Annotated in this window: 9 protein-coding genes; 5 read left to right on the forward strand and 4 right to left on the reverse strand. The window is 67.5% G+C overall.

The window, feature by feature from the left end; genetic code table 11:
• Positions 1 to 21: 21 nt before the first annotated feature.
• A complete protein-coding gene (locus ABZ910_RS06005) occupies positions 22 to 348 on the reverse strand; it encodes a hypothetical protein (protein WP_361359882.1) in 327 nt (108 codons plus the stop codon).
• Between the two features lie 215 nt (positions 349 to 563).
• Between ABZ910_RS06005 and ABZ910_RS06010 the strand changes: the two genes are divergently transcribed.
• Positions 564 to 1,058 (forward strand): hypothetical protein, encoded by a 495-nt coding sequence (locus ABZ910_RS06010; RefSeq protein WP_361359885.1) that lies wholly within the window; start codon positions 564 to 566, stop codon positions 1,056 to 1,058.
• A gap of 33 nt (positions 1,059 to 1,091) precedes the next feature.
• A complete protein-coding gene (locus ABZ910_RS06015; protein ID WP_361359888.1) occupies positions 1,092 to 1,703 on the forward strand; it encodes a hypothetical protein in 612 nt (203 codons plus the stop codon).
• Positions 1,704 to 1,757: 54 nt separating this feature from the next.
• Here the strand turns inward: ABZ910_RS06015 and ABZ910_RS06020 are convergent, their stop codons facing one another.
• Positions 1,758 to 3,479 (reverse strand): styrene monooxygenase/indole monooxygenase family protein, encoded by a 1,722-nt coding sequence (locus ABZ910_RS06020; protein WP_361359891.1) that lies wholly within the window; start codon positions 3,477 to 3,479, stop codon positions 1,758 to 1,760.
• Positions 3,480 to 3,556: 77 nt separating this feature from the next.
• On the reverse strand, positions 3,557 to 4,777 hold the full coding sequence (locus tag ABZ910_RS06025) for a styrene monooxygenase/indole monooxygenase family protein (protein WP_361359894.1): 1,221 nt from the start codon (positions 4,775 to 4,777) through the stop codon (positions 3,557 to 3,559).
• Positions 4,778 to 5,301: 524 nt separating this feature from the next.
• Between ABZ910_RS06025 and ABZ910_RS06030 the strand changes: the two genes are divergently transcribed.
• Positions 5,302 to 6,282 (forward strand): AraC family transcriptional regulator, encoded by a 981-nt coding sequence (locus ABZ910_RS06030; protein ID WP_361359897.1) that lies wholly within the window; start codon positions 5,302 to 5,304, stop codon positions 6,280 to 6,282.
• Between the two features lie 1,466 nt (positions 6,283 to 7,748).
• Positions 7,749 to 9,002 carry an IS256 family transposase gene (locus ABZ910_RS06035; RefSeq protein ID WP_361359900.1) on the forward strand — a complete coding sequence of 418 codons (1,254 nt, stop codon included), beginning with the start codon at positions 7,749 to 7,751 and terminating at the stop codon, positions 9,000 to 9,002.
• A gap of 48 nt (positions 9,003 to 9,050) precedes the next feature.
• Here the strand turns inward: ABZ910_RS06035 and ABZ910_RS06040 are convergent, their stop codons facing one another.
• On the reverse strand, positions 9,051 to 9,995 hold the full coding sequence (locus tag ABZ910_RS06040) for a 5,10-methylenetetrahydrofolate reductase (RefSeq protein WP_361359903.1): 945 nt from the start codon (positions 9,993 to 9,995) through the stop codon (positions 9,051 to 9,053).
• 1,106 nt (positions 9,996 to 11,101) lie between these two features.
• On the opposite strand from ABZ910_RS06040, the gene ABZ910_RS06045 reads away from it, so the two are divergent.
• A partial coding sequence (locus ABZ910_RS06045) for a hypothetical protein (protein WP_361359906.1) occupies positions 11,102 to 11,996 on the forward strand: 895 nt, incomplete at its 3' end.

Here is an 11,996-nt window from a genome sequence, read left to right on the forward strand (position 1 = left end):
GCCAATAGCCCCGTAAATTGTTTAAAGTTGGCCGGAAATCCGGTTCATCAGGCCGCTGTTCGACGCGTCCGACGCGTCGTAGTTACCCGCCATGTCCTGCAGGTTGTGCCCGATGTGCTGGAGCCGTTCGGCGAGGCTGTCCATCGATGCGAGGATTCCGTCGCGAATCGGCGTGTAGACCTGGCCGAAGATCTCTCCGAAGTCCGCGTCCTCCCACGGCTCTCCGAGCTCTTCGAGGGCGTTCTGGTGCCGTTTGGAAGCATTCGAGAAATCGCCCCCCAGGTCGGCGAAATTTCGCCCCTGCTGCCGGAGTACAGCCGTGTCCACGTTAAAGGCGTCGAACGCCATCGCTCCCCCTGGCTCCCCTTGTCGCAATTCATATTGCACGACAGGTCGATACCTTAGACTCCTCGCGCGCGACCCGGTGACGGCTGCCGGCCAAAAGATCGTCAAATTGCCCAGGGGGAGCTCCAACAGTGTTGACAGCACAGCAGCGTTACGGCGCTACGGCGAGTCTGTGGGCGGGGAGGCTCCTCGGACTGGGACTGCTTCTCCTGGCCGCGGTGATCGCCGCGGTCACCATTCCGGAACTACGCAGTGAACTCGCCGGCGAGGGCACCGAGGGGGCCTTCACCGTTTCTTCGTGTGATGCGCACACGAAAACCCACTACGGCAGGCATCGGCGTTCCACGGAACTGCAGTTCAGCTGCACCGGAAGCTGGACCGCGCAAGGCGGAAATCCCACCTACCGAGATGTGGAAGTGGCTACTTCCTCACGCTTTGAATCCGGCGTGAAAATCCCCGTCGTCCAAGTAGACGGCACTTTCGAGCAGCCGCAGGACCGGGACCCCGGAGACGACGCCGCAATTCTCGCGATGTGTCTGTCGTTGCTGGCAGCCGGGATCTACTGCCTTCTCACCGGCTTCGGTTCCCGGGGTGGCCCCGGCTTCGCCGCCTCCTGGAAGCGCCTGCCGGCCCCGACCGTCACCGGCCCCCTCGTGGGCGGCCTCTTCGCCCTGGGTGTCCTGGCGGCGCTGGTCTGCGCGCTCGCCCTGTGATGTCCGTATCCGCACTCTGAGGAGTCACCCTCCATGGCACAAGCACAAGGGAACGCCGCGACGACCGCCGCCGCACCGGGAGAGCGGGCGAGCCGCGGCCGCCTCATCGGCGCGGGCCTGATCCTCGTCGGCGTCGTCCTCCTGGCCCTCGGCGCCTTCCTCGGCCCCTACACCTACGCCACGTCCATACCGGGCAAGCTCACCGTCGAGACCTGCTCCATCAACTACAAGTACTCGAGCACGTCGAGCAGACACGCGCGCAAGCGGACCAAGACCAGGTGGTGCTACGGCGCCTTCACCGCCACCGACGGCTCCGCCAAGGACCTCAACGCCGAGCTCAGGAGCGATGCCCTCTACAAGCACGGCGACGTCCTCGACGCCCGCAAGACCGGCGACACCTCCTACCAGCAGGACCAGGGCTGGGTCGGCGCCGTCGCCGTGGGCTGCGTGTGGTGGTTCGGCGCCCTGATCCCTCTTGCCCTCGGCCTTTTCGGCGTGGCCACCGGCTTCGCCTACGGCGGCGCCGCCGACGTCACCCGCTCCCAGCGGGCGGCGAGCCAGGGCCTGCTCCGCACCGTCTACGTCCTGCTGGCGGCGGGCGTGATCGGCTTCGTCGTCAGCCTGCTGGTGACGTTCTTCGTGTGACGCGGACCTCGGCCCCCGCGCCCCAGGGGTACGGGGGCAGATCCGCGGGATCGTTCACAGATCCGGATGCTTCGTCGCCACGTGGTAGTACCCCGAGTGGAACACCAGAGGGGCGCCGCCGTCGGACTCGTACTGCTCGACCTCGCCGAGGAAGATGATGTGGTCGCCGGCGTCGAGGCGCTGGACGGTGCGGCACTGGAAGCGGGCGACCGCGCCGTCCAGGAGGGGGGTGCCGGCGATGCCGGGAGTGGTGGGGGTACCCCGGAACTTGTCGTCGGCCGGGGTGGCGAACTGGCGCGAGAGGTGGTGCTGGTCGGCGGCCAGTACGTGGACGGCGAAGTGCGACGCGTCGGTGAAGTCCGGGAGGCTCGGGCTGTTCTTGCCGGGGCACCACAGGATGAGGGGCGGGTCCAAGGACACGGACGTGAAGGAGTTCGCGGTCATGCCGACGTTGCGGCCGTCGGGCGCGCGGGCCGTCACCACGGTCACGCCGGTGGCGTACTGGCCCAGCGCGCGGCGCAGTTCACGGCCGTCGAAGCGGACGGCGTGCTGGGCGCGCTTCTCGGCGAGGAAGCGGTGCGCCTCGGCCTCGTCGAACCACCAGCGGTAGAGGGTGCGCGGGTCGTCGAATCCGGCGGCGAGGGCGCCCGCGACCGAGGGGATCTCGGCCGCCGCTGTCATGAGGTCGAGGTGGTGGGGACTCAGGTCGGTCAGGAGCGAGTTGGTCCAGCCGACGGACCATTGAGCCCAGCCGCGCCAGAAGTTGTCGAAGGTGCGCTGCATCCACTGCGGGGTGAATTCGGCGGCGCCGTGGCGGAGGATGCTGTCGAGGTAGTGGGTCGCGGCCTGGGCCGCGTTGTTCGAACCCTGGCCGGTGATGGGGTCGTTGAGGACGACGGCGTCGGCCATGCCGAGGACGTGCCGACCCGAGGGCAGACGGGCGACGGGATGCCGGACGGTCGGAGTGAACCTGCCGCGCAGCACGCCGCCCTCGTCGGTGAGCCTGGCGTGCCGGCAGCGCTCGTACTCGTCGGGGAAGTACCGGTGGAGGATCTCCAGTGAGCGCGTGAGGTGGTCCTCGGGCTTGTGGATGTCGTCCCAGCAGTCCATCGGGCCGCCCGGGACGCCCTCGAAGACCATGATCTCGCAGGGGCCGGTGGTGGTGAGGGCGGGGAAGGAGAAGTACTCGCCGACGCCTGGAATCAGGCGAAGGCGGACGGCGGCCTCCTCCTCCCGCGGTGCCGTACCCGTGACGTACGTCAGAGCCAGCGCACGGCGCGGCCGGTCGTACGGGGAGAGTTCGGAGTTGCGCGGGAAGAGGCGGCTCAGCTCGCCCTTGCCCGTGGAGACCACGACGAGATCGTGCGTACGGGCGTACCACTCGAGGTCGTTGACGCCCGCCTCGTGCAGCATGATCTCGCCGGGGCCGTCCGCGAACTGCTCTATCCAGGCGGCGCACTTGACCCGCTGGTCGACGGAGTGGGCGGGGCCTTCCAGCGGCGCGCGCCAGGATACGTCCGGAGTGCCGTGCGGACCGATGAGAGAGAGCGCGATGCCGGAGATGTCCGGGGCGCGGTCCTCCCAGTGGTGCAGGCCGAGTTCGCGCTCGCTCTGCAGCGCGGTGTCGAACATGCACTGGCTGGACATGACCGGGCCGCGACGTATGTCGTCGGGGCCGCGGTCGGTGACCAGGGTGACGTCGTAGCCGTGCGCCTGGAGTCCCAGGGCGAGTTGAGCACCCGCTTGCCCGGCGCCGATCACCGCGATCCTTCTCATGTCCTGCTGTCCTGCTCTCGTTACGTACGTATCGCTGACGCGCCGTCAGGTGCGTGTGTGCTTACTCCTGGTGCCGCTCAGGCGCTGATCTCCGTCAGGTAGTTCTTCGCCGCGACCGGGTCCATGAACCAGTTGAAGAAGTCACGCGGGTCGTCGAAGCCGTTGACGAAGCGGGCGGCGACACGGGAGTTGGCGCTCGCCGCGCCGAAGAGCTCCAGGACGTGCTGCGGCGGGGCGCCGAGCATCGCGTTGGTCCAGGTCGTGGCGTACTGCGCGTTGTCCCAGAAGCGGCCGAAGGCCAGCTCCATGAACGCGGCGTCGTACGGGCGCTGGCCGTGGTCCAGGATGGTGGCGAGGTAGGAGGCCGCGCACTTCGAGGCGTTGTTGGACCCCTGGCCGGTGATCGGGTCGTTGAGGACGACGACGTCGGCGAGGCCGAGCACCTGCGCGCCGGAGGGCAGCGTGGCGACGGGCTTGCGGACGGTCGGCGCGAAGCGGCCCGCGAGGGTGCCGTTGTAGTCGGTGAGCGCGATGTTGGTGCAGCGCTCGGCCTCCCACGGGACGTACGCCCGCAGCAGCTCCTGGAACTTCGCCAGCTGCTGGTCGGGGGTCAGCCAGTCGAAGCAGTCGAGCGGACCGCCCGGGATGCCCTCGAAGAACATGATGTCGCAGGGGCCGGTGGTGGTGAGGCTGGGCATGGTGAAGTACTCGCCCACACCGGGGATGACGTTGAAGCTGACGCCGGGGCGGTCGGGCAGCGGCGCCATGCCGGTGACGTACGCCAGGGCCAGCGCGCGCTGCGGAGCGTCGTACGGGGAACGCTGGGCGTCCCGCGGGAACAGTCCGGCGATGTCGCCCTTGCCGGCCGCGACGATCACCAGGTCGGACTCGACGGCGTAGCGCTCCAGGTCCTCGATGCCGGCCTCGTGGATCTCCAGACGGCCGCCGCGGCGCGTGAACTCGCCCATCCAGAGCGGCATCTTGACGCGCTGGTCGACGGAGCGGGCGGTGGCCTCGAGGCGGGCGTCGAAGGAGAGTGCCCGGCCGCCCTGGCCGTCGGAGATGTTCACGCCGAGCCCGGCGATCGGCGGGCAGGCGTCGCCCCAGAAGTCGAGGCCGAGGTTGCGCTCATGGGCCAGCGCGGTGCCGAACATGGCCTGGCTGGACATGACCCGGCCCTCGCGGATCTGGTCTCCGGTGCGGTTGGACACGATGGTGACGTCGTAACCGTGGCCGAGCAGACCGATTCCGAGCTGGAGACCGGCCTGGCCGGCTCCGACGATGGTGATCTTGCGCATGGGGGGACCTCCGGGGGTTGGGTTGTGCGGTATCGGGAGGTGCTGTGCGGCGCGGTGCGCTGCTACAGCGTTTCGGCGACGTGGCGGCGTCAACGAGTGGGGGGTTCGGATGCGTGGCATACGGCGGCCCGTGGGAAGGGGGCCGATGGCCGGCCGCGGGAAGGCGGCTCACCCGTAGGACCGGGGAATGGGTCTCGGGTCACCCGGCCGGCTGAAGAGGCCTGGCCGACTCGGTGAGCCGGGGCGGCGGAGGCAACGGTGCCGCGACGTGCGGGGGTGCGGCCTCGACGGCCCTCGGGTCGTGCGTGGCACGCGCGGCGCGCATGCGACGGGCTGTCCGCTGGGCGGGGCTCAGCTCCCGTGACGAGCGCAGTCCGGCCCGGCACTCCCTGCATCGTTGATTCCCTGGTTCCTTCTTGGGTACGAGGCGGCAGGGAATCAACTCTGGTATGGAAAGATCATCTGCGCTATCCGGATCACGCGGGTTGCTGTCCTGATCGCGCATCTCGGCGGTGGAGGTTTACATGCCCGCTGAAGAGCACCCCCTCGCAAACCACCAGAGGTTTCATACAGCGGACATTTGGGAGGCGCGGGCCGAGGTCGGCCGCGCCTTCTGCCCGCATGAGCTGCACATCACGCAGCGCTCGGCGACGCTCGACGCCCGGCTGCACGGTGCACCCTTTGATCAGACAGGTCTGTATTACCTCGATTACGGAACGGAAGTCCGGATCACGCCGGGCGACCTGGAGAGCTTTTTCCTCGTCCAGATCCCGCTCGCCGGTTACGCCGAGATCACCTGCGGCCGCGAGGAGATCATCTCCTCCCCCGAACTCGCTTCCGTCCCCTCTCCGACCGGCAAGTTGGACATGCGCTGGGGCAGTGGCAACCCGCAGCTGATCGTGTGGTTCGACCGAGCGTCCCTGGAATCGCACCTGGGCAGCCTGCTCGGCCGCACCGTGCGCCGCCCGATCTTCTTCTCGCTCGGCATGGACCTCACCACACCGGGCTCCCGCTCCTGGCTCAACATCGTCGACCTCATGCGCCGGGAGGCGGAGGGGCCTGGCGGCATGACAAGCCAGCCCCTCGTGACCAAACAACTTGAATCGCTCCTCATGACCCAGCTGTTGATGGCCCAGCCCCACAACTACACGCCGGCGCTGCTCGGCGAGCAGCCGCGCGTCGCACCACCCACGGTTCGTCGCGCCATGGAGATCATCGAGGCACACGCCGCCGAGCCGCTCGCGGTCGCGGACATCGCGGACTGCGTCGGCGTCGGCGTACGGGCCCTCCAGGAAGGCTTCCGCCGGCACCTCGACACGACACCGCTCGCGTACCTGCGCGAGGTCCGCCTGGACCGCATACGCAAGGAACTCCTGGCCTCCGACCCGGGCGCCACGACCGTTACCGCCGTCGCATCCCGCTGGGGCTTCCTGCACCCGGGCCGCTTCTCACTCGCGTACCGCAAGCAGTTCGGGGAGTCGCCTTCGGAGACGCTGCGGTCGTAGGGGCATTCGGCCGTGGCTGGGGGCGGCCGGCCGGGGCAACCGGCAATGCGTTGCGGCGGGCGGATTATAGGTCTTATAGCTCTCGTGGTGTCTGTTCGTACTCCGCACGTCGCAATGTGCGGACGCTGAAGATCACAACGTGGCACGGATGACGCACCGACGCCCGACGGCGACGGCGAAAGTCCTCTCGTCCGTGAAATCACGGAGCAACGGAGATCCCATGCGACGTTTTTTCAGCACTGCGTTGCTGACAGTCGTGGCCACCACGGCCGCCATCACCCCAGCGACCGCGCAGAGCCTTCACTTCGTCGGCAGCGTGCCCTGTACGAAGAGCCTCACTGCGGGGCTGCAGTGCAGCGGCAAGGCGGGTCGGAAAGTTCAGGAGAAGCCACGCCCCCTACCTCCAGCAGTTCTCTACCGCGCACCCACTGTGCGTCAGCCCCCGCGACGGGTTGCCCCTGCCGCATCCAAGACGCGCAAGACGCGGCAGGCTTCACGCAGGCCGGCCGTGCGAACGGGTCACACGCGGACTGCGCAGACGGTGATTCACATCGGAAAGTGGTCTCGGGTGGTGAAGGAGGGAGGCCAGGGGGCTGTCGATAGGTGCCAGTACGCCGTGCTGTGGAATGGGCCCATGCCGGGTGCCGATTCTCGCGGTACGGCGGTCCTGGTCGGCCACAACTACTGTGGATTTCAGCGGTTCGCCACGTTGCCGGTGGGCACGACCGTCACGGTGACGGGCCCGACCTCCGTGGCGAAATACCGGGTTTACGGACACCGGGTCATCAACCGGCAGGGCGGTTCGGGTGCGGGCCTGTTTGCCGGCGACTTGACCTTGCAGTCCTGCTTGGGCAGCCGCACTGGTTTTTCCTACCTCCGACGCATCGGTTCGGGGCGTACGTGAGAACCGCGCGGCTCCCTGCGGCCATCCTCTGGCCGCCATCGGTCGGCCGATGTGGCTCGGGGCGCCTGAGGCGCAGGTCAACGCGCGTCTGGACGTGTGAATGCGGCCGGTCTTGAAAACCGTCGTGGCAGCGATGTCACCATGGGTTCAAATCCCACCGCCTCCGCACTGAGAGCAGTGAGTTCGGCCCAGAGCGGTGCCGTGGTCGTGGACGGCATCTTCGGCGCTGATCCACAGCGGCCGTAGTCACTCAGGGATCGATAGTCACGCAGTTGGACACGCAGACCAAACAGGTGGGCCGCCTACTAGCGACTAGGAGGAGGCCCACCTGGTGTTGGGGCTGTCGGGGTGGCGGGATTTGAACCCACGACCTTTTCGTCCCGAGCGCGATCCGGGCACGCATGCCGATGACGTGAACTCCTGACACGCACGCTCGCCGTCCAACAGCGGAGCAATGCTCAGAACCTGTGGATCGGCTCGGTGAGGGCGCATCCTCCCGAGTGATCGATTCGAAGGTCACTGAGTAGGCCGGCGTTGGCGCGTCGGCTGGGAGGGCACGCCCATGCTTACCGTAGTTGATGCCGCCGGAACGACGCCGGACCGCTTCCTGATCGACGAGATCGTCCGGGAGGGCGCCCGGCGGATGCTGGCTGCCGCGCTGGAAGCGGAGGTCAACGGCTATCTCGCTGACCTGGCCGACCAGCGTGACGAGCGTGGTCGCCGTCTGGTCGTGCGCAACGGTTTCCATGCAGAGCGGACGATAGCCACCTCGGCCGGCCCGGTGCAGGTCAAAGCGCCGCGAGTGAACGACCGGCGAATCGATGCCGAGACCGGGGAGCGCAAACGGTTCTCCTCGGCGATCCTGCCGCCGTGGGCCCGCAAGACCCCGAAGATATCGGAGGTGCTGCCGCTGCTGTACCTGCACGGCCTGTCCACCGGCGACTTCGTCCCGGCACTGGAACAGTTCCTCGGCTCGGCCGCAGGGCTGTCGTCGGCGACCGTGTCGCGGCTGACCGCGCAATGGAGCGACGATCACAAAGCGTTCCAGAAACGGGACCTGTCGAAGACCGACTTCGTCTACGTGTGGGCCGACGGCGTGCACCTGAAGGTGCGTCTGGACGAGGCCAAGGCATGCGTGCTGGTCATGGTCGGCGTTCGAGCCGACGGCAGCAAGGAGCTGATAGCCCTGGACGAGGGCTACCGGGAGTCCGGCGAGTCCTGGGCGAACCTGCTGCGCGACTGCGCCCGGCGCGGCATGCGCGCCCCGGTACTGGCCATCGGCGACGGCGCGCTGGGCTTCTGGAAGGCGCTGCGCGAGGTGTTCCCCGAAACGCGCGAGCAGAGATGCTGGGTGCACAAAACGGCAAATGTCCTGGACGCACTCCCGAAGTCGGCGCAGCCGGCGGCGAAGAACGCGATCACAGACATCTACACTGCCGAGGACAAAGACCAAGCCAGGACCGCCGTCAAGGCGTTCGCGAAGCAGTATGGCGCGAAGTTTCCCAAGTCCGTGGCGAAGCTCGTCGACGACGAGGACGTGCTGCTGGCGTTCTACGACTACCCGGCCGAGCACTGGATCCACCTGCGTACCACGAACCCGATCGAGTCGACCTTCTCCACTGTGCGGCTGCGCACCAAGGTCACCCGTGGTGCCGGGTCGCGGTCGGCCGCTCTGGCGATGACGTTCAAGCTGATCGAGTCCGCCCAGGAACGCTGGCGCGCGGTCAATGCGCCGCACCTGGTCACCCTCGTGCGAGCCGGAGCCCGCTTCAAGCGCGGCGTCCTCGTCGAACGGGAGAACGCCAGCGCGGCCTGAGCCGCGTCCCGATCGCGGGATTCGACAGCCGCACGTTCGTGCCCGGCTTCACACCGAGGGTGTACCTCGTCTGAGCAGCCTGCTGAGCTCGTGGGCCAGGGCGACCGAGGCGTCGATCTCGACCTTGCGGATGGACACGCTCTCCACGAGGAAGCCGAACGGCATGCCGAGCTTGCGGCAGAAGGCGATCAGGTCCCGGGCGTTCGCCAAGCAGTGCTGGTATGACTCGGCCAGGGTGTCGTCCGCATGGCGCAGGGAGTTCTCCAGCCAGCGCGGGACATCGACGCCGAGCCATTGGAGGAACGCCAGCGTCTTCACCGAGCCGCACACCGAGAGCGTGAACAGGACGGGCCTCGGTTCGAGGTCCCGCTCGCGGCAGGCGTAGTAGTAGTCGGAGACCATGCTTTTCGCCGCGTCGGCGCTGTAGATGACCTGCGAGATGAAGTACGCGCATCCGGCCACCTGCTTGGCGACGAGCCGCAGATGCTCCTCGGGGCGTTCGGTGATGGCCACACCACCGAGCAGCAGGTCTGGGCGGACATCGCGGCGCAGGTCCTGCGCCTCGGACAGGCCGGTCCGCACCGCCTTCCCCTTCGAGGACGCACCGACGAAGACGCCGAGCAGCCGGTCGGCGTCGGCCGTCCGCAGCCAGGTCCGCAGCTCCGTCTGGGAGTACTTGCCGACGCACCGGTAGACGACCACCGGGCGGTTCCACTTGCCGAGATAGTCCGCGTGATACACGGCAGGGTCGATGGTCGGCAGGTACGGAAACGGCCGCTGCGCCGGATTACGGTCGCTCTCATCGTCGATGTCGTACAGCGCCAGACCGTCGACATCGAGAGACTCCAACCGTGCCAGGGTGGCTGCGGTGATCTCCCGGATCCGCTCGGGAGTATTGCTCAGGCGGGGCGGCGTAATGCCGAACAACAGGACACCGCTGTCGGCATCGGCCACCCGGCTTCGTAGATCTGTGCCGTCGCTCTGTTTCGCCATGACGCGGAAGTTAGCAGCTCATCCGCCATACGGCAGGCGAACACCACCCTGTGAGACCGGACTCGGTTCTGAACCAACTGACGTCCGGCCGCGCGGACCAGATCCACAGAATTTGACAATTGCTCCCAACAGCGTCTAGTTCAGTCCGAGATGATCGTCGTTCGGCTGCTCTGTTTGGCCCCCCACCCGAAGGCCTGACTGCCTGTCAAAGCCGCATGCGCGGAGGAAGGGCGAATAACAGAGGTCATCCTGAACCAGAAATGCAAGGATCTCATTGTCAGCGCTTCTGGAGCGGCTGCGCCTGGTCCACCAGGCCGGGACGCAGTGCCAAGCCGTGGTGGACGCGTTCGCGTAGGCCCGGTCGCTAGGGGCCGAGTAGGCGCGGTCGGAGGGAGACCCTGTGGGTCTCTCATGCCGTGTTCGAGGGGCCGTCAGCACTTGCGTGACATACGCGGTGGGCAGAGCCTGGAGAGGGCAGCATTCCTCACGATGCCGACAGCTGGGGCGCAGACTCATCGGGTGAGGACCGGGCGCCCGCGTCTGAACGTCTCGCCAGGCAATCCGAGGCCCGCGATGGCGATCCTCATGGGGTTGCATAGCCAAATTCCAGCCCGGACATCGTACTGAATGGTGAAGTCGCCACGAATCCGCGGTTTTTCCGCCCGTCGCGGTCCCGTGACGGCTCCATCGGGCACAGCTCAGCGGCCAGCCATCTGGCCAGCCGTTCTTGGTCCTCCTTGGTGTTCCCGCGGAAGCTCAACGAGACGAGCGTCTAGGGGAAACGAGAAACGACAGCCCGGAACGTCATCCAGCGTTACTCGCCACCTGGCCGTAGCTATATGAAGAACAGGGCCGAGTACGGCGAGCGACCCAACTCCGGCCGGGCTGACGGTGACCGGTCCGCCACCGCCCCCCTGTGCTTCCTGTGTCAGCAGCGCACCCATTTCCGCAAGAGCTCCATATGCAGAGGAGTCCAGATAGGAGGAAAATTGGCATAGGAAGGAACTGGAGGGATCCACAGCCGAGTTGTCGCCTCTTCAATAGGTCGGCCCTAAGCGGCAAAGCGAATCGCACCCAGTGCAAGCCCACGTGCTCACGGAGTCATCATGACCACCACTGCCCGGGGGCGACTCCCCCGATTTATCTGTGCTGCTTCCTGTGTCAGCAGCGCATTCCTCATTTCCGCAGGAGCTACCGCAGCCATAGCGGCCCCACAGTCACCCGCGGCCGCGACGGCCCATCAGACAGCGGTCCAGGACGACACCGGCGACACCGGCGGCACCGGCGACACCGGCGGCACCGGCGACACCGGCGGCACCGGCACCGGCGGCACCGGCACTGGCGGCACCAGCCCCAATGGCACCGGCACCAGCCCCAATGGCACCGGCACCAGCCCCAATGGCACCGGCACAAGCCCTAACGGCACCGGCACAAGCCCTAACGGCACCGGCACCAGCCCTAACGGCACCGGCACCAGCCCTAACGGCACCGGCACCAGCCCTAACGGCACCGGCACCAGCCCTAACGGCACCGGCACCAGCACCAGTACCACCACCAGTAGCAGCAGCAGTAGTAGCAGTAGTAGCAGCAGTAGCGGCTCCGGCTGGAAGCCATACAAGTGCTACGGCCGCGGTGGACACTGGTGGCACGGCACTTTCTACTGCAACGTCCGGCATGGCGGCAGCAGCAACAGCACCGGCAGTAGTAGCAGTAGTAGTAGCAGCAGCAGTAGTAGCAGCAGTAGCACCACCACCACCACCACCGGCACGACCGGCACCGGCACGACCGGTACCGGCACCACCGGCACGACCGGTACCGGCACCACCGGCACGACCGGTACCGGCACCACCGGCACGACCGGTACCGGCAACGGCGGCACGACCGGCACCGGCAACGGCGGCACGACCGGCACCGGCAACGGCGGTACGACCGGCACCGGCAACGGCGGTACGACCGGCACCGGCAACGGCGGTACGACCGGCACCGGCAACGGCGGTACGA

It is taken from the genome of Streptomyces sp. NPDC046805 (assembly GCF_040645355.1).
In the GTDB taxonomy this organism is placed as follows: Bacteria; Actinomycetota; Actinomycetes; order Streptomycetales; family Streptomycetaceae; genus Streptomyces.

What these genes read in the sequence shown, in the direction of transcription:
- ABZ910_RS06005 (WP_361359882.1), bottom strand. Translation starts at nt 348, where the DNA reads ATGGCGTTCGACGCCTTTAACGTGGACACGGCTGTACTCCGGCAGCAG.
- ABZ910_RS06015 (WP_361359888.1), top strand. Translation starts at nt 1,092, where the DNA reads ATGGCACAAGCACAAGGGAACGCCGCGACGACCGCCGCCGCACCGGGA.
- ABZ910_RS06020 (WP_361359891.1), bottom strand. Translation starts at nt 3,479, where the DNA reads ATGAGAAGGATCGCGGTGATCGGCGCCGGGCAAGCGGGTGCTCAACTC.
- ABZ910_RS06025 (WP_361359894.1), bottom strand. Translation starts at nt 4,777, where the DNA reads ATGCGCAAGATCACCATCGTCGGAGCCGGCCAGGCCGGTCTCCAGCTC.
- ABZ910_RS06030 (WP_361359897.1), top strand. Translation starts at nt 5,302, where the DNA reads ATGCCCGCTGAAGAGCACCCCCTCGCAAACCACCAGAGGTTTCATACA.
- ABZ910_RS06035 (WP_361359900.1), top strand. Translation starts at nt 7,749, where the DNA reads ATGCTTACCGTAGTTGATGCCGCCGGAACGACGCCGGACCGCTTCCTG.
- ABZ910_RS06040 (WP_361359903.1), bottom strand. Translation starts at nt 9,995, where the DNA reads ATGGCGAAACAGAGCGACGGCACAGATCTACGAAGCCGGGTGGCCGAT.